This is a genomic window from Geodermatophilus obscurus DSM 43160, from assembly GCF_000025345.1.
GTDB classification, from domain to species: Bacteria; Actinomycetota; Actinomycetes; order Mycobacteriales; family Geodermatophilaceae; genus Geodermatophilus; species Geodermatophilus obscurus.
Genome location: NC_013757.1, coordinates 5146587 through 5166155 on the forward strand (window position 1 = coordinate 5146587; position 19569 = coordinate 5166155).

20 protein-coding genes are annotated in these 19569 nt (G+C 75.5%); 7 read left to right on the forward strand and 13 right to left on the reverse strand.

All coding sequences use genetic code 11. The features are described from left to right. Positions 1–21: 21 nt before the first annotated feature. Positions 22–1245, reverse strand: coding sequence for an HNH endonuclease signature motif containing protein (locus tag GOBS_RS24180; protein WP_012950887.1), 1224 nt, complete (start codon positions 1243–1245; stop codon positions 22–24). A gap of 188 nt (positions 1246–1433) precedes the next feature. Here GOBS_RS24180 and GOBS_RS24185 point away from each other — a divergent pair, with 188 nt between their 5' ends. Then, the gene (locus GOBS_RS24185; RefSeq protein ID WP_243697595.1) at positions 1434–1949 is read left to right on the forward strand and encodes a pyridoxamine 5'-phosphate oxidase family protein; all 516 of its coding nucleotides are present in this window, start codon (positions 1434–1436) and stop codon (positions 1947–1949) included. 3 nt (positions 1950–1952) lie between these two features. On the opposite strand, the gene GOBS_RS24190 is transcribed toward GOBS_RS24185, so the two are convergent. Genes GOBS_RS24190 through mftA form a run of 4 tightly spaced genes read right to left on the reverse strand, consistent with a single transcriptional unit; the run spans position 1953 to position 5480 of the window. Further along, positions 1953–3806 (reverse strand): mycofactocin system FadH/OYE family oxidoreductase 1, encoded by a 1854-nt coding sequence (locus tag GOBS_RS24190; protein WP_208104352.1) that lies wholly within the window; start codon positions 3804–3806, stop codon positions 1953–1955. Continuing rightward, positions 3767–4999 carry a mycofactocin radical SAM maturase gene (gene mftC / locus GOBS_RS24195; RefSeq protein WP_012950890.1) on the reverse strand — a complete coding sequence of 411 codons (1233 nt, stop codon included), beginning with the start codon at positions 4997–4999 and terminating at the stop codon, positions 3767–3769. The genes GOBS_RS24190 and mftC overlap by 40 nt, the downstream gene beginning before the upstream one ends. Next, positions 4996–5382 (reverse strand): mycofactocin biosynthesis chaperone MftB, encoded by a 387-nt coding sequence (gene mftB, locus GOBS_RS24200; protein ID WP_012950891.1) that lies wholly within the window; start codon positions 5380–5382, stop codon positions 4996–4998. Before mftB ends, mftC begins: the two co-directional genes overlap by 4 nt. Next, on the reverse strand, positions 5367–5480 hold the full coding sequence (gene mftA / locus GOBS_RS26690; RefSeq protein WP_012950892.1) for a mycofactocin precursor MftA: 114 nt from the start codon (positions 5478–5480) through the stop codon (positions 5367–5369). The genes mftB and mftA overlap by 16 nt, the downstream gene beginning before the upstream one ends. Positions 5481–5605: 125 nt before the next feature. Here mftA and mftR point away from each other — a divergent pair, with 125 nt between their 5' ends. Both mftR and GOBS_RS24210 read left to right on the forward strand, forming a co-directional pair. Further along, on the forward strand, positions 5606–6232 hold the full coding sequence (gene mftR / locus GOBS_RS24205; RefSeq protein WP_041241666.1) for a mycofactocin system transcriptional regulator: 627 nt from the start codon (positions 5606–5608) through the stop codon (positions 6230–6232). Between the two features lie 86 nt (positions 6233–6318). After that, positions 6319–6822, forward strand: a complete 504-nt coding sequence (locus GOBS_RS24210) for a VWA domain-containing protein (RefSeq protein WP_041241667.1) — start codon at positions 6319–6321, stop codon at positions 6820–6822. Positions 6823–6899: 77 nt separating this feature from the next. Here the strand turns inward: GOBS_RS24210 and GOBS_RS24215 are convergent, their stop codons facing one another. From GOBS_RS24215 to mhpA, 7 genes are all read right to left on the reverse strand, one after another. After that, the gene (locus GOBS_RS24215) at positions 6900–7868 is read right to left on the reverse strand and encodes an oxidoreductase (protein ID WP_012950894.1); all 969 of its coding nucleotides are present in this window, start codon (positions 7866–7868) and stop codon (positions 6900–6902) included. Positions 7869–8008: 140 nt separating this feature from the next. Then, on the reverse strand, positions 8009–8677 hold the full coding sequence (locus GOBS_RS24220; protein ID WP_012950895.1) for a MadR family response regulator transcription factor: 669 nt from the start codon (positions 8675–8677) through the stop codon (positions 8009–8011). Next, a complete protein-coding gene (locus GOBS_RS24225) occupies positions 8670–9989 on the reverse strand; it encodes a sensor histidine kinase (RefSeq protein ID WP_012950896.1) in 1320 nt (439 codons plus the stop codon). The genes GOBS_RS24220 and GOBS_RS24225 overlap by 8 nt, the downstream gene beginning before the upstream one ends. A gap of 10 nt (positions 9990–9999) precedes the next feature. Beyond that, positions 10000–11232 carry an iron-containing alcohol dehydrogenase gene (locus GOBS_RS24230; protein ID WP_012950897.1) on the reverse strand — a complete coding sequence of 411 codons (1233 nt, stop codon included), beginning with the start codon at positions 11230–11232 and terminating at the stop codon, positions 10000–10002. Between the two features lie 126 nt (positions 11233–11358). Beyond that, the gene (locus tag GOBS_RS24235; protein ID WP_012950898.1) at positions 11359–12561 is read right to left on the reverse strand and encodes a cysteine desulfurase-like protein; all 1203 of its coding nucleotides are present in this window, start codon (positions 12559–12561) and stop codon (positions 11359–11361) included. A gap of 183 nt (positions 12562–12744) precedes the next feature. Next, complete coding sequence (locus GOBS_RS24240; protein WP_012950899.1) at positions 12745–12954, reverse strand: hypothetical protein; 210 nt, start codon at positions 12952–12954, stop codon at positions 12745–12747. Between the two features lie 37 nt (positions 12955–12991). Beyond that, a complete protein-coding gene (gene mhpA / locus GOBS_RS24245) occupies positions 12992–14437 on the reverse strand; it encodes a bifunctional 3-(3-hydroxy-phenyl)propionate/3-hydroxycinnamic acid hydroxylase MhpA (RefSeq protein ID WP_012950900.1) in 1446 nt (481 codons plus the stop codon). A 129-nt stretch (positions 14438–14566) separates the two neighbouring features. Here mhpA and GOBS_RS24250 point away from each other — a divergent pair, with 129 nt between their 5' ends. The 4 genes from GOBS_RS24250 (at position 14567) to GOBS_RS24265 (ending at position 18398) form a co-directional block, all read left to right on the forward strand. Further along, a complete protein-coding gene (locus GOBS_RS24250) occupies positions 14567–15694 on the forward strand; it encodes an NDMA-dependent alcohol dehydrogenase (RefSeq protein ID WP_012950901.1) in 1128 nt (375 codons plus the stop codon). Positions 15695–15926: 232 nt separating this feature from the next. Beyond that, a complete protein-coding gene (locus GOBS_RS24255; protein WP_012950902.1) occupies positions 15927–16820 on the forward strand; it encodes an AAA family ATPase in 894 nt (297 codons plus the stop codon). A 266-nt stretch (positions 16821–17086) separates the two neighbouring features. Next, the gene (locus GOBS_RS24260; RefSeq protein ID WP_012950903.1) at positions 17087–17833 is read left to right on the forward strand and encodes a vWA domain-containing protein; all 747 of its coding nucleotides are present in this window, start codon (positions 17087–17089) and stop codon (positions 17831–17833) included. A 115-nt stretch (positions 17834–17948) separates the two neighbouring features. Then, entirely contained in the window at positions 17949–18398 is a 450-nt protein-coding gene (locus GOBS_RS24265) for a hypothetical protein (protein ID WP_166487503.1), read from the forward strand. A gap of 37 nt (positions 18399–18435) precedes the next feature. Here GOBS_RS24265 and GOBS_RS24270 read toward each other — a convergent pair whose 3' ends face one another. Next, entirely contained in the window at positions 18436–19557 is a 1122-nt protein-coding gene (locus GOBS_RS24270; RefSeq protein ID WP_012950905.1) for an XdhC family protein, read from the reverse strand. Between the last annotated feature and the right edge of the window lie 12 nt (positions 19558–19569).

Genomic DNA, 19569 nt, shown 5'->3' on the forward strand with positions numbered 1-19569 from the left:
GCCGGCATCAGGTGTATCTGCTCAGGCGGCGGTGCGCAGCGGCTCGGTGAGGTGCGGTCCGGTGCGGATCTCGGTGCCGTCGGGGCGCCAGGTGCGCCATCGGCCGTCGGGTTGTCGCTCGACCCGGAAGCCGTGGTGGACCTTCGTGTGGTGCCGTTCGCACAGCAGCGCGGAGTTGGCCAGGCTGGTCTCGCCGCCGTCGATCCAGGCGAGCAGGTGGTGGACGTCGCACCAGAAGGTCGGCGTCCCGCAGCCGGTGAACACGCAGCCGCCGTCGCGAACCTCCGCGGCCCGGCGGACGTGCGGTGGCACCAGGCGCAGGCTGCGGCCGTGCTCCAGCGGCAGCCCGTCGGGGCCCAGCACGATCCGGGTGACGGCCCCGTCGCAGGCGATCCAGCGGGCCCGGGCCGCGGAGATCGTCGCGCCGAAGCCCGTCTCGGCGGCACCGCGCCCGACCGCGGGGTCGACCAGGTCCTCGATGCCGATCTTCACGATGACCTGCGGCTTGTGGCCGCGCAGCGTCGGCAGACCACCGGCGGCCAGGGCGGTGTCGCACAGCTGCACCAGCCCATCGGCCAGCTGCTGGGCGCGGGTCCGCTCATCGGCGGCGCACCGCCCGGCCTGCACCACGGCTTCCAGCGCCGTCTGCAGCTTCTCCCCGCCTACGGCGTCCAGGTCGAACCGGCCGGAGATCGACCCGTCGGCGTGCCGGGCGATCACCAGCCGCCGGCCCTCGGTGGGGTCGGGCTCCGGGCCGTCGGCGTCGAGCCGGTCCAGGTAGTGGTGCACCGCCGTGGCGGTGTCGGCGTAAGGGCGGGTCACGGCCACCTCGGTCAGTACCGCGTCCACCTCGGCCACATCGACGTGCTGGTCTGCGGCAGCCGCCAGGTGTTCGGGCTCGGCGACCCGGCCGATCACCGCGGCCTGCTCGCCGGTGAGCTGCCCGGCGGCGCACGCCGCGGCCATCACCGGCAGCTGCGCCAGCGCCCGCCCGGTACGCACCACCCGCGCGGCCTCGGACGCCGACAGGTGCCCGTGGCTGCGCAGCCAGGAGGCCATCGTCTTCAGCCCGTCGACCTCCGCGGCACCGGACACCTCGGCCTCGCGCACGGTGCGGGCCACCTCGGCGGCCAGCCGGTTCTGCGCCACCAGCAGCGGACGCAGCCGGTCGAGCAGGGCCGGGCCGAACAGCGGGGTGAGGTCCTCGGCGGCCAGGGCGTCGAGGGAGGCCAGCAGCTGCTCCACGACACCCCCACCGGTTCGATCAGGTGTTCGAAGTCTAGCTCAACCGAGACAACTGATCAACGCGAATTGCCAGCTCAGAGGCTTGTCCACAGATCCACGGAGAGCATTGACGACCTGGCAACGGCGACTCCGCAACGGCGACCACACCGCTGAGCGTGTGTCAGTACCGACGGCCGTGGGCAGGAGTCGTGCGACACCTGGTCGCGCACTGCCGAGAGGACGACATGAGCGCCGAGGACACCCGCAAGGTCGCCGAACTGCTCAAGGGCGAGAGGTTCGGCTTCCTGACCACCACGACGCCCGAGGGCAAGCTGACCAGCCGGCCGATGGCGCTGCAGGAGGTCGAGTTCGACGGCGACCTGTGGTTCTTCGCCGAGCAGAGCGCGCCGTGGCTGGGCCACATCTCGCACTCGCCGCAGGTGAACGTCGGCGCCGGCTCGGGCGGCAGCTGGGTCTCCCTGACCGGTGAGGCCGTCATCGTCGGCGACGTCGCCAAGAAGAAGGAGCTGTGGAACAGCGGGGTCGAGGCCTGGCTGCCGCAGGGCCCCGAGGACCCGTCGGTCGTCCTGGTCAAGGTCGACGGCGACTCCGCGGAGTACTGGGACAGCCCCGGCAACCGGCTGGCGACCGCGTTCAGCTTCGTGAAGGCCAAGGCCACCGGCGACAAGCCCGACACCGGCGACCACAAGAAGGTCGACCTCTGACCGTCACCCGCTGAGCAGCGCCCGCGCCGCGCGCCGCCCCTCGAGCACCGCCTCGAGCACGGTGCGCGGCGCGACGACGTCGCCCGCGGCCACCGCCGCCTGCGGGACGTCGCCCGGTAGCAGCGGGCCGGCGTTCACCAGGACGGCGCACGGCACCCACCGCTCCTCCCCCGTCCAGCGGCCGGCCAGGACCGCGACCCCGTCGCCGGCCGAGCACAGCACGGACGACGTCGCCCGCCGCACCCCTGCCCGCGCCAGCCGCGCGTTGGCCGGGCCCAGGTCACCGCCGAGCCGCTCGCCGGCCACCGCGTCCGGGGTCACCAGCGTGACCTCCCGGCCTGCCGCAGCGAGCAGTTCGGCGACCCCCACACCCACCGGGCCGCCCACCGGGTCGTGCACCACAACCGGGCCGGGCGGCAGCTCCGCGCCGGCCAGGGCGTCGGCGGCGGTCAGGCCCTCGCGCCGTTGGGCGCCGGTCGCGACGACGTCGCCGCCCTCCGCGGTCTTCCCCAGCTTGACCCGGACCCCCAGCCGCGCCACCTCCCCGGCCAGCCAGTCGGCGAGGTCGGCGAAGCGCGAACGCCCGGGCAGCGCGGCGACCAGCCGCAGCGCCCCACCGAGCCGGTCCGAGCGCTCCACAAGCCGGACGTCGGCCCCCGCGGTCGCCAGCACCCGCGCGGCCTCCAGGCCCGCCGGCCCGCCGCCGACCACCGTCACCCGCCGCCCGGCGCCGTCCGGGAGGCCCGCTCCGTCGGCCGGGTCGGCGACGCAGCTGACCAGCGGGTTGCGCACCCCGCGCACCTGGCAGGCCTGGTTGCACAGGGTGCAGGGCCGCACCGGGACGCCGGCCCGCGCCTTCCGCACCAGGTCGGCGTCGGCGATCTGCGCGCGGGTCATCTCCACCGCGTCGGCGACCCCCTCGTCCAGCGCCCGCTGCGCGGCGGTGACGTCGACGACCGAGCCCTGCAGCACCACCGGCGTCCCGCCCGCGGCCGCCCGCACCCGGCGGGTGAGGTCGGCGTTGAAGCCGGGCCGGGTGTGCCCGTCGGGCCGGTACGCCGAGGCCGCCAGGCCGCTGCCGCGGACGACGACGAGCAGGTCGACCAGCGGGGCCAGCTCGCGCACGCGCTCCACGGCGAGGTCGGGCGTGATCCCGGCCCAGGGCGCCTCCTCGTCGCAGGACAGCCGCAGCGACAGCACCCGCCCGGACCCGAGCTCCGCGCGGACGGCGGCCAGCACCTCGCGCAGCAGCCGCGGCCGGTCGGCGCCGTACGCATCCCCCCGGTGGTTGGTCAGCCCGGACGCGAACTGGCGCAGCAGCGAGCGCGCACCGGCGTCGACCTCCACGCCGTCGACGCCGGCGCCGACCGCGATGCGGGCGCCGGCCGCGAAGCCGGCGACCAGCGCGTCGATCTCCGGCTGCTCCATCGCCACCGGCACCTCGCGGGTGGCGACGTCGGGTACGGCCGACGGCGCCCACAGCGCGCTCTGCGCGTACGCCGACGTGCCCTGCGCGCCGGTGTGCCCGAGCGAGGCCAGCACCAGCGCGCCGTGCGGGCGGCAGGCGGCGACGACGTCGGCCCAGCCGGGTCCGCAGTCAGCCGCGAGGGGCGACCGCTCGTAGGGGTGGTCGCCCCCGTGCACCGACGCGGTCTCGGTCACGACGATCCCGCAGCCGCCGGCTGCACGGCGGGCGTAGTACGCGACGTGCCGCTCGGACAGCGCCCGCCCGCGGCCCAGGTTGGTCTCGTGCGGGCCGAACAGCACCCGCGAGGGCGCCGTCCGGCCCGCCAGGACCAGCGGGTCGAGGAGCGAGGTCAGCGCAGCTCGAGCCCCGCCAGGGGGGACTCGTTGCACGGCTTGGCCGGTATCGAGGGCATGCCGAGCAGCGTCGGCTGGCCGCGGACCGGACCGGTGTGCGAGTGGTCAACGGAGCTGCGCGGCGTGGCCAGCTCCAGGTCGCGGGCGGCCAGCGCGGTCTCGCCGTAGCCCTGCACGCATTCAGGGTCGGGCCCGTCGAGCGGCAGGCCGGTGAAGAACTTGGCCGCCATGCAGCCGCCCCGGCAGGCGTCGAAGTGCGCGCACTTCGTGCAGGCGCCGCCGGTCTGGGGGCTGCGCAGGTCGGCGAACAGCTCGCTGTGCTGCCAGACCCGCTGGAAGCCGCCCTCGTCGCGCACGTTGCCGGCGAGGAACTGCTCGTGGATGGCGAACGGGCAGGCGTAGACGTCGCCGACCGGGTCGATCAGGCACACCACCCGGCCGGCGCCGCAGAGGTTGAGGCCGGGCAGCGCCTCGCCGAACGCCGACAGGTGGAAGAACGAGTCCCCGGTCAGCACCTCCGCCTCGTTGGCCAGCAGCCACGAGTACAGCTCGCGCTGCTGGGCCTGGGTGGGGTGCAGCTGGTCCCAGACGTCGGCGCCACGGCCGGACGGGCGCAGCCGGGTGATCCGCAGCTGGGCGCCGTAGCGGTCGGTGAGCGCCTTGAACTCGTCCAGCTGTCCCGCGTTCTCCCGCGTGACGACGACGGAGACCTTGAAGTCCTTCATCCCGGCCTCGGCCAGGTTCTCCAGCGCCCGGACGGCGATGGCGTACGAGCCGGTGCCGCGGACCCGGTCGTTGACCTCGGCGGTGGCCCCGTCGAGGGAGATCTGCACGTCGACGTAGTCGGTGCGCGCCAGCTGCTGGGCACGGGCCTTGTCCAGCTTGACGCCGTTGGTGGAGAACTTGACCCCGACGTCGTGGCCGATGGCGTAGTCGAGGAGGTGCCAGAAGTCCGGGCGGACGGTCGGCTCGCCGCCGCCGACGTTGACGTAGAAGACCTGCATCCGCTGCAGCTCGTCGATGACCGCCTCGGCCTCGGCGGTGGACAGCTCGCGCGGGTCCCGCCGTCCCGAGGAGGAAAGGCAGTGCGCGCACGCCAGGTTGCAGGCGTAGGTGAGCTCCCAGGTCAGGCAGATCGGCGCGTCCAGCCCGTACTCGAACTGGTCGATCAGCCGCCCGCCGGTCGGGCGGGGCGGTGCGTCGGGTCGGGTCGGCAGGACGGCGGTCATGCGGGCAACTCCCGGAGCTCGATCATGTGTGAACGCGCGAGGTCGGCCAGTGCCCGGCGGTAGGCGGGGAGCTGGGCGTCGGGGACCCCGCACGCGGCGAGGGTGGCGTCGGCGCTGGGGTGCTCGGCCAGCGTCTCGACGACGGCGACCAGCGTCTTCGACTTCAAGAAGGAGAGCTTCCGGTTGCCGAAGTGGTAGACCAGAGCGCCGAAGGGCTCCGGGCGCAGCGCCACGGTACGGGCCCGCCGCCAGGGCAGCGACGGGTCGAAGTCAGCGGTGGAGGCGGGCGCGGGAGCGCCGGAGCCCGGGAGTGGTGCGGCGCCGGCCTCGCGGGAGGGCTCGGCCGGCGCCGCGACGGGCGCGTCGATCAGTACACCCCGCACATGCCGTCGATCGAGACCTCCTCGACGAGGGACTCCTCGACCAGGGCCTCCTCGACCGCGGGGGGCTCGACGGCCTGTGTGTCGTCGCTCTCGGGCATGGCGCCTCCTGTGATCTGGGTTACGCGGTGGCGGGGACGTTAGAGACACCCAGTGCCAACCGGCAACACCCGGCCCTGTGTCGCGGCGCGCCGTCCCCGGCAGGCCGGTGGCGGAAGATGGGGTCGTGACCGAGGCACCCGTGGACGTGCGTGCCGACACCCGCGCCCGGGTCCAGCAGGCGGCGCTGGAGTTGTTCACTCTGAACGGCTTCGAGCAGGTCACCGCCGATGACATCGCCGAGGCCGCCGGGATCAGCCGCCGCACGTTCTTCCGCTGCTTCGCCACCAAGGCCGACGCGGTGTGGGGCGAGTTCGGCGCGCACGTGGACCGCCTGGAGCGGCTGCTGGCGGCCACCCGCGACGACCAGCCCGTCCTGGCCTCGATCTGCGGGGCCTACGTCGAGGTCAACGACTACGCCGCCGAGGACCTGCCGATCCTGCGGCAGCGGATGGCGCTCATCCTCGGTGAACCGGCGCTGCAGGCCCACTCGCAGGTGCGCTACGCCGACGTCGACCGGGTGGTCGCCGAGCACGTCGCCCGCCGCACCGGCCAGTCCCCCGCCGCGCTGCTCCCACGGCTGGTCGCCACCAGCACGCGAGCGGCGGCGACGACGGCCTTCGAGGTGTGGCTGGCCGACGGGACGACGACACTCGCCGCCGACCTGCACGCGGCCTTCGACCAGCTCGCCCTCGGCTTCCCGGGCCTGCGCACGCCGCCGTCCCGCCCTGACGCCGTCTCGATGATCAGGTGAGCTGATCGCCGCGGGTCCTGGCTCACGACTGGTGGTGAGCCAGGAGCCCGGACGGTGAATCCGGACGCGCTGGACCTGGAGTTTCGGTGGCCCAGCAGCAGGCACTGCGCGACTGGCTGACCGACCCCGCGGGCGACCTGGACCCCGAGGTGGCCGAGGCGCTGCGCCGCCAGCTCGCCGGCGTGATCGAGGACCTCACCGACCTGTTCGACGAGCACCTGCTGGAGCACGCGCTGGGCCTGGTCTTCGGCGGCGACGTCATCGACGTGGACGCCTCCAGCGACTACGGCACGGTGTTCGCCACGCTCGCCGCGGACCACTCCGGGGCCTTCACCCGCCGCTCCACGCTGCTGGTGCTCGGCGACGGCCGGGGCAACGGCAACGCCCCGCGTCTCGACGTCTTCGCCGACCTCACCCGGCGGGTGCGCGAGACCATCTGGCTGACCCCCGAGCCGAAGTACTCCTGGGCGCTGGGCGGCTGCGACCTGCCCGCCTACGCGGAGAGCTGCGACCGGGTGGAGGTCATCCGCGACCACTCGGGGCTGGAGAGCTGGGCGACCGACGTCATCACCCGCGCCGCCTCCCGCTGAAGGAGGACCCCGTCCTCCCCACCCTTCGCAAGCTCAGGGCGGGACCGGGACGGGGCCACCGTCCCGGGGCACTCCGCTCAGCGACCGCTCCACGTGGGCGGGCCGCCCGGGCCGCCACCGCCCCACGCCGGCACGCCGCCGGTCGGTGGTCCGGCCATGGTCACGATGCGGTCCAGCTCCTCGAGGTCGGCGGGCCGGAGCGCCACCTCGCTCGCCTCGAGGAGCTCCTCCAGCTGAGCCACCGAGGTCGCGCTCGGGATGACGAGCACGTTCGGCGAGCGGACGAGCAGCCACGCGATGGCCACCTGCACCGGGCTCGCCCCCACCCGCTGCGCGACGGTGTCCAGCACCGCCGACTGCTCCGGCGTCATCTCGCCCATGGGGAAGAACGACGTGTAGGAGATCCCCTCCAGCGCCGTGTAGGCGATCCCGTCCCGGGCCAGCTCCTCGACCAGGTCGTCGTCGGTGCGGTGGATCAGGTTGTAGTGGTTCTGCACGCAGGCGAGGGGGGCGATGCTCCGCGCCTCGGCGACCTGCCGGCCGGTGATGTGGCTGACCCCGAGCTGGCGGACCAGCCCCTCCTGCTGCAGCTGGGCCAGCGCCTCGAGCGGCTCGCCGAGGGAGCGCTCCGCGGGCTCCCCCAGGCCCGGCATCCGCAGGTTGGCGACGTGCAGCGCGTCCAGCCCGAGGTGCTCCAGGTCCTCCTCCACCGACCGGCGCAGCCCGTCAGGCGTCAGCGCCTCGTCCCAGCCGCCCTCCGGCGTCCGGCGGGCGCCGACCCGGGTGACGATGACCAGGTCCTCGGGATAGGGGTCCAGCGCCTCGCGGATCAGGTCGTTCACCACGTGCGGGCCGTAGAGGCCGCTGGTGTCGACGTGGTCCACCCCCAGCTCCACGGCCCGGTGCAGGACGGCGAGCGCGGCCTCCCGATCGGCCGGTGGCCCGGTGACCCGGGGTCCGGTGAGTTTCATGCCGCCGTAGCCCATGCGGTGCACGGTCCGGTTGCCGAGGGTGACCCGTCCGGATCCCGTCGCGGTGGTCGTCATGCCGGGCGAAGCTAGGGCCGGGCGGACCCCGGCCGACACCTCCGATCGGCAGAGCGCGGCGCGGCCGTCACAGGCCGTGCGGTCGACGCCAGCGTGTCATTGACCGCCTCCAGCGTGTCGTGGGCGTGTCGCCGCGGCGCCTAGATCAGCCCGAGTTTCGAGCCGGCGTAGACGGCCTCGGCGCGGCGGGACACCGCCATTTTCCGCATGACGTTTCCGACGTGGAACTTCGCCGTCGTCGCCGAGATGTACAGCTCCCGGCCGATCGCCTCGTTGGACAGCCCGCGCGCCAGCAGGGTGAGCACCTCGCGCTCGCGGGCGGTCAGGTCCGGCCCGGTGGCCGCCACGGGGGACGGCGCGGGTGCGGCCAGCGAGCGCACCACCATCGTCGCGCTGTGGCTGTCGAAGGCGCTCTCCCCGCGGCGCACCGCCCGGATCGCGGCGACCAGCGCCACGGCGTCGACGTCCTTGAGCACGTAGCCGCGGGCGCCGCGCCGGATGGCCTCGAGCACCAGCTGCTGGTCGAGGAAGGTCGTCACCACCAGGACGCCGGGCGCGGGGGTCGTGGCGGTGAGCTGGCCGCACAGGGTCAGGCCGGCGACGTCGGAGCCGGCCGAGAGCTTGAGGTCGAGCAGCACGATGTGCGGGCGGCTGGCGGCCACCAGGTCCAGCGCCTCGCCCGCGGACGCCGCCTCGCCGACCACCTCGATGTCGGGTTCGCGCTCCAGGATCGAGCGCAGCCCCTGCCGGACGATCGCGTGGTCGTCGACGATGACCAGCCGGATGGTCCCAGTGGCGCTCTCATCCATCGACGGCGTCCCACGGCATCCGGACCTCCACCCGCACCCCGCCCATCCGCGCCCGCGTGAAGCGCACCGTCGCCCCCATCTCCGCGCAGCGGGAGGCGATGTTGCCCAGCCCGCGGTGGTACCCGTCGTCCTGCCGCCCGGAGGCCCGCAGCGCCCGGCGCAGCACGTCGGGGTCGCCGCACCCGTCGTCGGCGACCGACAGCCGCAGCTCGTCGGGCCGGTAGGCCAGCCGCACCGTGCTCCGGGTGGCCTCGGCGTGCCGGGCGGTGTTGAACAGGCACTCCGACGCGATCCGGAAGAGCGAGTGCTCCACCTCGGCGGGCAGCTCGCGCGGGCGCCCCTCCACCCGGACGGCGACCGCCAGGCCGGGCACGGGGGCGACGTCGGAGAGCCGGGCGAGCAGCGCGGGCAACCCGTCGCCGTCGCCGTGCCCGTCGGAGGAGAGCGCGTGGATCGCGCCGCGCAGCCGCTCCACCGCCTCCCGGGTCAGCGCCTTGGCGTGTCCGAGCCGCTCGTAGACCTCGCCGTGGTGGGCCACCTCCGGCCGGCACCACTCGATCGTCATCCCGGCCGAGAGCACGTGCTGGGCCACGCTGTCGTGCAGCTCGCGGGCGATCCGGTGCCGCTCGGCGTCCACCGCCTCGCGCTGCGCGGCGACGTCGAGCCGGCGCTCGGCCTCGGCCAGCTGTTCGTGCCGCTCGGCGAGGTCGAGGGCACGCTGCTGGGCCTGCGCGTAGAGCTCCTCGGTCTGCCGGCGCAGCCCCTCCGACCGCGCGAGGAGGTGGTCGGAGAGCAGCGCGACGGCCGACTGGTTGGCCGCGATCCGCAGGATGGCCAGGTCCGCGGCGGTCGCCCTCCGCCGGGGCCCGCCGCAGGCCACCAGCGCGCCGACCGGCTCGCCGTCCACCACCAGGGGGACGACGACCGCGCCGTCCGCGGTCTGCCACGGCTCCACGGCGTCGGCGGCCAGCGCCTCGGCGACCGGGCGGCGCACCACCTCGGGCAGCAGCGCCAGGTGCTCCACGCCGACCCCGGAGGGACCGCGGCCGAGCATCCGCGGGCGGGCCAGCGGCAGCGCCGTCCCGGACAGCGCGAGCACCGCCCACGGCTCCCCCAGGTGCTCGGCGGTGGCGTCGACGACCGCCCGGCAGAGCGCGTCGGCGCCCTGCCCGGTGGCCGACAGCACGCCCGCGATGTGTTCGAGTGAGCCCAGCGCGCGGTCCAGGTCGTCGACGGTCTGCCGGTACTCGGCGTACCAGCTGGGCTTGGACGAGCGCAGCCCGGTGAGCTGGGAGATGTCCGGTGCGCGCATCAGCGGCGGGTCACAGGGCGCCGCGGAACAGCGCCGCGACGTCGGCGTGGTCGGCGTCGCGGGGGTTGGTCGACAGGCAGGCGTCGCCGAGCGTGGTGGTGGCCAGGGTGTCGATGTCGGCCTCCCGCACCCCCAGCTCGGCCAGCCCGCGCGGGCAGCCCAGGTCCGCGGCCAGCCGGCCGACGGCCTCGGCGGCCTCCTCGGCGGCGACGTCGGCGGGCAGCCCGGTGACGTCGATGCCCATGGCTCGGGCGACGGGTGTGAACCGGTCCGGCTCGCTGCGGGCGTTGAACCGGATGACGTGCGGCAGCAGGACGCCGTTGACGACGCCGTGGGGCAGGTCGAGCAGGCCGCCGACCTGGTGGCTCATGGCGTGCGTGGCGCCGAGGATCGCGTTGGTGAAGGCCAGCCCCGCCTCGAGGCTGGCCTGGGCCATCGCGGTGCGCCCGGCGGGGTCCTCCGGCCGGTCGAGGGTGCCGCGCAGCGAGGCGCAGATCAGCTCGATGGCGTGCAGCGCGTGCACGTCGGTGAGCGGGCCGGACGCCCGGGACACGAACGCCTCGATGCCGTGGGTGAGGGCGTCCAGGCCGGTGGCGGCGGCGAGGTCGTCGGGCATCGTGGTGAGCAGCCGCGGATCGGTGATCGAGATGTCGGGGACCAGTGCCCGGCCGATCAGGGTGGCCTTGAGCCGGCGGGTGGTGTCGGTGATGACGGCGAACTGCGAGACGTCGGCGCCGGTGCCCGCCGTGCTGGGGCACATGACGGTCGGCGGGATCGCGGCGGTGACCTTGTCGACGCCCTCGTAGTCCAGGATCTGCCCGCCGTTGCCGGCCACGACCGCGATCGCCTTGGCCGCGTCGATCACCGACCCGCCGCCGAGGCCGACGATGACGTCGCAGCCGCTCTCCAGGTAGCGCTCGGTGCCCGCCGCGACCTCGTGGTCCTTGGGGTTGGGCGTCAGCTCCTGCCACACCGTCCCCCGCAGCCCCGCCTCGGCGAGGTGCCCGGCGAGCTCGCTCCACCAGCCGGCCTGCACCAGCCCGGCGTCGGTGACGACGAACGGCCGCTGCGCACCCAGCCGGCGGGCCGCCCAGCCCGCCTCGGACAGCGCGCCCCAGCCGAAGACCACCTCGGGCACCAGGTACTTGCTGAACGGGGCGACCGTCGGCGCCGGCCGCGGTTGGGCGGCCCGTACCGCGAGGCCGGCCGGGCGCGCGGGCCGGGCCGGGGCCGCGGCGGTCATCGTCGCCCCGCTCGGGGAGCGCACGCGGCAGCGGACACGAGGACCTCCGGGGGTCTCGGCGGTGCGGTCAGACTAACCCGACCGTGACCGCTGTCACACACTTGGATCGCGCACGACCTTCCGCCCTCAGTCGTCCAGCCACTCCCCCAGCCCGGCGAGCAGCCGGTCCACGTCCTCGTCGTCGTTGTACGGCGCGAGCCCGACCCGCAGGCCGCCGGCGTCGCCCAGGCCGAGCCACCGGGAGGCCTCGATCGCGTAGAAGGACCCGGCGGGCGCGTTGACCCCGCGTCCGGCGAGGAACCGGTACGCGTCGGCGGCGTCGCGCCCCCCGAAGGTGAGCAGCAGGGTGGGCGTGCGCCGGGCGGCGCGGGACCACACGGTGACGCCGGGCAGCGCGCGGACGCCGTCCTCGATGCGCTCCCGCAGCCGGTCCTCGTGCGCCTCCAGCGCCGCCATCCCGACCTCGAGCCGGGCGCGGCGGTCGCCCTCCGGGCCGCCGAGCCCGGCGAGGAAGTCGACCGCCGCGGTGGTGCCGGCCAGCAGCTCGTAGGGCAGCGTGCCGAGCTCGAACCGCTCGGGGACGGCGTCGGTGGAGGGCAGCAGCTTGTCCGGGTGCAGCGTCTCCAGCAGGCCGGGGCTCGCGACGACGCAGCCGCAGTGCGGGCCGAGGAACTTGTACGGGGAGCAGGCGTAGAGGTCGGCGCCGAGCGCGGCGACGTCCACCGCGGCGTGCGCGGTCAGGTGCACGCCGTCGACGTAGGTGAGGGCGCCGGCGTCGTGTGCCAGGGCGCTGATCGCGGCGACGTCCGGCCGGGTGCCGATGAGGTTGGAGGCACCGGTCACGGCGACCAGCCGCGTGCGGTCGGAGAGCAGCCCGCCGACCGCCTCGGGCGCCAGCTCGCCGGTGGCCGGGTCGAACCCCGCCCACCGCACGGTGACCCCGCGGGCGCGTGCGGCCTGCACCCACGGGCGGACGTTCGCGTCGTGGTCCAGCCGGGTCACCACGACCTCGTCGCCCGGGCCCCAGCCGGCGGACAGCACACGGGAGAGGTCGTAGGTCAGCTGGGTCGCGCTGCGGCCGAACACCACCCCGCCCGGGTCTCCGGCGACGAGGTCCGCGACCGCCTGCCGCGCGGCGAGGACGACGTCGTCGGCGTTGCGCTCTGCCCGGGTGACCCGCCCGCGGTTGGCGATCGGCGAGGTGAGGGTGGCCGCCACCGCGGCGGCCACCGACTCGGGCACCTGGGAGCCGCCCGGACCGTCGAAGTGGGCGGCCCCGGCGCGCAGGGCGGGGAAGCAGGCGCGGACGGCGGCGACGTCGTAGCTCACCCGGGCAGCATGCCGCGTCGCGGGGTGTGCACACACCGCGGTCTCCGGGCGGGCGCGTTCGCGGTCCGTGCACACACCGCGAACGGCCCCCGTCGCCGCGCCGGGAGCTGCGGTTGCGCGGAGGACGACGCATCCGGGTCACGGACGGGGCGTTCTGCGCGCAACCGCACGAACGGGGGTCGGTCAGCGGCCGAGGAGACCGCCCAGCCCGCCGCCCCCACCGCCGCCGAGCTTGCTGATCAGGTCCATCGGGCTCAGGCCCAGCTTCTCGAGGATGCCGGCGTGCTGGTCGGTGTCGACGGTGCCCGGCAGCTCCTGGTCGGCCTGTTGCGCCTTGGCGTCGTCGCCCTGGTTGCGCAGGAGTTCGAGGATCTGGTTCTTGTCGATCTGCATGGACCGCCCCTACCCGGGAGCCGGCCGCCCACGCGGCTCAGGACGCCGAGAGCACGATCCGGTCGGGCCGGACGACGACCGCGGCCGCTCCGGCCCCCCGCAGCCACGCCGTGAGCACACCGTCGACGTCGGCCACCTCGACCTCGCGCCCTCCGGACGGACGCACTGCCAGCCGGCCGGGGGCGAGCAACCGCAGCCGCGCCGTCCACGGGCCGAGGACGTCGTCCACCGGCCCCCGGCGGCCCTGGCACACGACGGCTGCACGCGGCAGCAGCGTGCCCGCGAGCCGCCGGCCGGCACGCCCCCGGCGCACCACCAGCGGCCCGCGGCGCAGCGGCGGGGTGCGGCTGTCGGTGGCGAAGCGGGCGACGGCGGGCACCCGCCCCACCCCCGCGAGCACCGCCCGGCGCAGCACCGCGGCTCCCCGGCCGCCGCCGGTCATCAGCCGGCCCAGCAGCAGCGCCAGCCGCACCATCGCCCGTGCGTGCGGCTCGCGCTCGGCCTGGTGGGTGTCGAGCAGCCGTTCGGGCGCCGTCCCGGCCAGGACCGCGGCCAGCTTCCAGACCAGCTGGTGGACGTCGCGCAACCCCAGCCCCAACCCCTGCCCGATGAACGGCGGGGTCAGGTGCGCGGCGTCCCCGGCCAGCAGCACCCGACCGGTCCGCCAGCGGTCGGCCACCTGCGCCCGGTAGACGTACTCGGCGACCCGCACCACCTCGGCGCCCGCGGCGCCCCACGGCGCGAGCAGCCCGGGCAGCCGGGCGGCCAGGTCGTCGCGGGTCTCCCCGGGCAGCAGGCGGAACTCGAAGCGGTAGCGGTCGCCGGCCACCGGCATGGCGGTCGCCGCCCGGTGCGGGTCGCACACCTGGTGCACCCCCGGCCACAGCGGCAGCGGCTCCGGTGAGCGCAGGTCGGCCACCAGCCAGCGGTCGGGCCGGCCCAGGTCGCGCATGCGCGCCCCGATCAGCGTGCGGACCGTGCTGTTCGCGCCGTCGCAGCCGAGCACCGCCGCGGCCCGCACCCGGGACCGCGCGCCGGAGGCCCGGTCGCGCACGGTCAGCGTGACGCCGTCGTCCTGGGTCAGGTCCACCAGCTCGCAGCCGGGGCGCAGCTCCACGGCGGGCTCCCCGCGGACGGCCGCCAGCAGCAGCTCCTCCAGATCGGGCTGGGAGAACATCGACCCCTGCGGCCAGCCGTGCAGCCCCGACGAGGACGAGCGGGCGAAACCGGCGAGCACCCGGTGGCGGCCGTCGAGCAGCCGCAGCCCGCCCATCGGGCAGCTGACCTGCAGGAAGCCGTCGGCGACGCCGGCGTCGGCCAGCGCCCGCAGCGCCTCGTCGTCCAGGTGCACCGCGCGCGGCAGGCCGTAGGACGCCGGCTGCCGCTCGAGGACGACGACCGCGAGTCCGCGGCGGGCCAGCAGCAGCGCCGCCGTCAGCCCCACCGGCCCGGCGCCGACCACGACCACCGGGCGCCCCGTCACGGCCTCACCCTGCCACCCGGCGCACCGGGGGGTAGCGCGGACGTTGCACCGGGCTTCCCCTGCTGTGACCTGGGCCATACGGTGCCCGGCAGGTCATGCGCTGTGCATGCCACAGACGAGGAGGTCTCCGTGCCCGTCAACACCCGCGGCGCGATCCTGCGCTCCGCCCCCGGCAAGTACGAGGTCGTGGACCTGGTCGCCGACGACCCGCGCCAGGGCGAACTCCAGGTCAAGCTGGCGGCGTCCGGCATGTGCCACTCGGACGACCACATCGCCACCGGTGACATGCCGGTCGGCCACTACCCCTTCCTGGGCGGCCACGAGGGCGCCGGCGTCGTGACGGCGGTCGGTCCCGGCACCCCCGGCTTCAAGGAGGGCGACCACGTCGTCTTCTCGTTCCTCCCCGGCTGCGGCCGGTGCCGCTACTGCGCCAACGGTCAGCAGTACATCTGCGACTCGGGCGCCAACCTGCTGATCGGCTCGCGCTGGGACGACGCGGAGAGCTTCCGCTTCAGCACCACGGACGGCACGCCGGTCGGCCAGATGTGCGGCCTGGGCACCTTCGCCGAGGTGACCACGGTCGACGTCCGGTCGACGGTGAAGATCCCCGACGACATCCCGCTGGACGTGGCCTGCCTCGTCGGCTGCGGCGTCGGCACCGGCTGGGGGACGGCGGTGCAGGCCGGCGAGGTCAAGGCCGGTGACACGGTGATCGTCATGGGCATCGGCGGCATCGGCATCAACGCGGTCCAGGGTGCCGCGCACGCCGGGGCGAGCCACGTGATCGCGGTCGACCCGGTGGCGTTCAAGCGGGAGAAGGCCATGGAGCTGGGCGCGACGCACGCCTTCGAGAGCATCGAGGAGGCCGCCGAGTTCAGCCGCAGCGTCACCAACGGCCAGGGTGCCGACAAGGCACTGGTCACCGTGGGCATCCTGAAGGGCGAGCACGTCGCCCAGGCGTTCGAGGCGATCGGCAAGGGAGGGCGGGTGGTGATCACCGGCCTCGGCGACCTCACCGACGTGGGCATCCCGATCAACCCCAGCATGCTGGCGTTGTTCACCAAGGAGATCCGCGGCGCCCTGTTCGGCGACCAGAACCCCAGCGCCGACATGCTGAAGATGCTGCGGCTCTACCAGGAGGGGAAGATCAAGCTCGACGAGCTGATCACCAAGCGGTACAAGCTCGACGACATCCAGCAGGGCTACGAGGACATGCACGCCGGCAAGAACATCCGCGGCGTCATCGTCTACGACTGACGGGGGACCACCCTCCCCCACGCCTCGTAGAAGGGCCCCGTCCTCCCCACCCCTCGAAAGAGGACCCCCTGCTCCCCGTCGCTCGCAAGCTCGCGGCGGGACCCTGCAGGGGGCCGGCGGGACCCGGGACGGGGCCGGCGGGGCCCTGGAGGGTGGCCGTTCCACCACGTCACCGGGGCCGGGGCGCTCCTCGCCGAGGGGCGCCCCGGTCGCGCGTCTCGCGAGGAGCACCGTGAGCACACCCATCCAGGCCCGGCGCCTGGACGTCACCGGCATGGTCCGGGTCGCCCGCGAGCGGGTCGTCGCCCGCATCCGGGAGGCCGAGGTCGTCGCCGCCGCGCTGTCGGCGGGCCGGAACGTGCTGCTCGAGGGGCCCCCGGGCACCGGGAAGACGACACTGCTGCGGGCGCTGGCCGACGGTGCGGGCGTGCCCCTGGTGCTGGTCGAGGGCAACGCCGAGCTGACCCCCACCCGGCTGGTCGGGCACCACGACGCCTCGCGGGTGCTCAGCGAGGACTACCGGCCGGAGAACTTCGTGCCCGGCCCGCTGACCCGGGCGATGACCGACGGGGCCATCCTCTACGTCGAGGAGTTCAACCGGGTGCCCGAGGAGACGATGAACGTCCTGCTCGGCGTGCTGTCCGAGCGGGAGATGCACGTGCCCCGCTTCGGCCGGGTGACCGCCCGGCCCACGTTCCGGCTGGTGGCGGCCATGAACCCGTTCGACGCCGTCGGCACCGCGCGGGTCACCCCCGCGCTCTACGACCGGTCCTGCCGCGTCGCCATGGGCTACCAGGACGAGGACGCCGAGCTCGCCGTCGTCGCCGCCGCGACCGGTGGCCCCGGGCCGCTGGTGGGGCGGTCGGTGCGCTCGGTGCGGATCACCCGGGACCACCCCGAGCTGCGGATCGGCTCCTCGGTGCGCGGGGCGATCGACACCGTGCTCATCGCGGTGGAGCTGGCCACCGTCCGGGGGCACGGCGCCGACGAGGACAGCACCGGCCTGGACGCCGCGCTCGCCGCCCTGACCGGCAAGGTCACCCTCGCCGACGGCGCGACGCGACCGGTGGAGGACGTCGTCGCCGACATCTGGCGCCGGGCGGGTGAGGAGCTGGGAAAAGGCTGACCGCCGACGAGGCGGAGCAGGCCCCTTCCGGCGCACCGGCGCCACCGCCGGGCGGGCGCCCGCCGCAGCCGGCCGCGGTCGAGGACCCCGCCGACGTCGAGCAGCTCCTCCGCGCCCACGCCGCCCGCCGGGCCGGCCGGGACGAGCTGAGCCGGGCGCACCCGGACTTCCAGCAGGTCTCCCCGCAAGCCGGGCAGCTCGACGAGCAGGCGCTCAGCGACCTGGTCGCCCGGGACCCCGAGGCGGCCTCCCGCCTGCTGACCGCGATGGGCCGGGCCTTCGACCCCGGGCTGCGCGCGGCCGCCCGGTCGCTGGCCTCCCGGCTGCCGGTGGGCGCCCCGCGCGCCGGCGTCCCCGACCGGCCGGGCACCCGGCGAGTGGTGACCCGGCGGGACGATACCGGCAGCGACGTCGACCTGGACGCGACCCTGGCCGCCCGCGGCGCCGAGCCGCACTGGCGGGCCGACCACCTGCACACCCGCGGCTGGCGGTCCACCGGGCGGGCCTGCGTGCTGCTGGTCGACGCGTCCGGGTCGGTCGCCGGGGACGAGCTCGCGGTCGCCGTCCTGACCGCCTCGGCGCTGGCCCAGCGGATGCGGCCGGGCGACGAGCTGGCCGTCGTCGCGTTCTGGTCGAAGGCGGTGGTGCTGCGGCCGCTGTCGGCCGACCCGCGCAGCGACCTCGTCGTCGACCGGTTGTTCGACCTGCGCGGCGGTGGGACCACCGACCTCGACCTGGGGCTGCGGACCGCCGCCGCGCAGCTGACCCGCACGCGCGCGGCCGCCCGCGACGTCCTGCTGCTCTCCGACGGGCTGGCCACCGAGAGCCCCGACCCGCTGCCGGCGGCGGCCGCGCTGGCCCGCGCCGGTGGCCGCCTGCACGTGCTGTCGCTGTCGGCCGAACCGGACTCGGAGGCCGGCTGCGCCGCCCTGGCCGCGGCCGGGGGCGGCCGGGTCGCGCCGCTGCGGCGGCCGACGGACGCGCCGGTCGCCGTCCGCGCCGTCCTCGGCTGAACGACGGCGGGCGGAGTCGCTCGCGTCTCCCGAGCCACCGCGTATCAGCAGGCCCCGGCCGGCCCTCTGAGAGGACGCCGGAACACCCGGCACCGCACGGACCGGAGGACCGATGATGACCGCGACCGAGGACGGCCTGGAACTGCGGTACGACGACCCCCACCTGCTCCCCACGGCCAAGGAGGCCCTGACCGCGCGGCAGCGGGTCGTCGTGCGCCTCACCGGCCCGAGCGCCAAGCGGGCGGCCAACGTCTTCCTGGGCGGGGACCACCGGCTCTACGACGGAGTGCGGACCGTCCTCTCCCCCGGCCCGATGACCGGAATCCTCTCCTACACGGGACTGTCCGATCTCGCGCGGGTCATCGCCCTGGGCCGGCTCCGGGGTCACCGGGTCGACGTGGAGTACGTCGACCCCACCCGGGAGTTCCGGCTCAGCCTCGTCCCGCCGCCCGCCTCCGCTCGTCCGGGCGACGGGCAGGCCCGGGTGCCGCGTCCCCGGCGGCCGAGCGACCTGCCGCACCGGCCGCCCGTCGCCCTCGACGGAGGCGACGCGCTGAGCGGGTGACGGCGCCCAGGGCACCGGTCACCGCGCGTCGGACCGCTCAGCGGTCGGCGGTGCGGTGGATCGGCCCCTCGGTGCCGGTCAGCCGCTCCCCCGAGCCGCCCCAGCGGCCGGCGATGACCTCCGCGGCGATCGAGATGGCCGTCTCCTCGGGGGTGCGGGCGCCGAGGTCCAGCCCGATCGGCGACGACAGCCGGGCCAGCTCCTCCTTCGACAGCCCGGCCTCCTCCAGCCGGGCGAGCCGCTCCTCGTGCGTGCGCCTGGACCCCATCGCGCCGACGTAGGCGACCGGCAGCCGCAGCGCGACCTCCAGCAGCGGGACGTCGAACTTGGGGTCGTGGGTGAGCACGCACAGCACGGTGCGCTCGTCGATCCGGCCGGCGTCGACCTCGCCCTGCAGGTAGCGGTGCGGCCACTCGACGACCACCTCGTGCGCGTCGGGGAAGCGCTTGGGCGTCGCGAACACCGGGCGGGCGTCGCACACGGTGACCCGGTAGCCCAGGAAGGCGCCGACCCGGGCGACGGCGGCGGCGAAGTCGATGGCGCCGAAGACGACCATCCGGGCGGCCGGCGCGAAGGCGTTGACGAACAGCGACAGGTCGTCGCCGCGGCGCTCGCCGTCGTGCCCGACGTGCAGCATCCCGGTGCGGCCGGCGGCCAGCATGCCGCGCGCGTCGTCGGCGACGGCGTCGTCCAGCCGCTGCAGGCCCAGGGTGCCCGAGCTGCGGTCCGGCCAGACGACCAGCCGCCGGCCCACCCGGTCCTCCGGGCCGGCCACGCAGGTGACGACGGCGACCGGCTCGTGCCGGTCCACGGACTCGGCGATCTCGCCGAGCTCGGGGAAGGACTCCCGCGACACCGGCTCGACGAAGACGTCGAGGATCCCGCCGCAGGTCAGCCCCACGGCGAAGGCGTCGTCGTCGCTGACCCCGTACCGCTCGAGGGTGGGGACGCCGGACTCCACGACGTCCCTGGCCTCCTCGTACACCGCGCCCTCGACGCAGCCGCCGGAGACGCTGCCCACCGCGGTGCCGTCGGGGCCGACGAGCATCGACGCGCCGGCCGGGCGCGGGGCGGAGCGCCAGGTGGCCACCACCGTGCCCATGCCGACGGTCTCGCCCGCCTGCCACCAGCCGATCAGGTCCTCGAGCACGTCACGCACGACTGCCCTCCT

Coding starts and splice junctions, on each gene's coding strand:
- GOBS_RS24215 (WP_012950894.1), bottom strand. CDS start 7,868: ATGACGACCACCGCGACGGGATCCGGACGGGTCACCCTCGGCAACCGG.
- GOBS_RS24260 (WP_012950903.1), top strand. CDS start 17,087: ATGGGCCGGGCCTTCGACCCCGGGCTGCGCGCGGCCGCCCGGTCGCTG.
- GOBS_RS24240 (WP_012950899.1), bottom strand. CDS start 12,954: ATGCAGATCGACAAGAACCAGATCCTCGAACTCCTGCGCAACCAGGGC.
- GOBS_RS24265 (WP_166487503.1), top strand. CDS start 17,949: ATGACCGCGACCGAGGACGGCCTGGAACTGCGGTACGACGACCCCCAC.
- mftC (WP_012950890.1), bottom strand. CDS start 4,999: ATGACCGCCGTCCTGCCGACCCGACCCGACGCACCGCCCCGCCCGACC.
- GOBS_RS24220 (WP_012950895.1), bottom strand. CDS start 8,677: ATGGATGAGAGCGCCACTGGGACCATCCGGCTGGTCATCGTCGACGAC.
- GOBS_RS24230 (WP_012950897.1), bottom strand. CDS start 11,232: ATGACCGCCGCGGCCCCGGCCCGGCCCGCGCGCCCGGCCGGCCTCGCG.
- mftA (WP_012950892.1), bottom strand. CDS start 5,480: ATGCCCGAGAGCGACGACACACAGGCCGTCGAGCCCCCCGCGGTCGAG.
- GOBS_RS24225 (WP_012950896.1), bottom strand. CDS start 9,989: ATGCGCGCACCGGACATCTCCCAGCTCACCGGGCTGCGCTCGTCCAAG.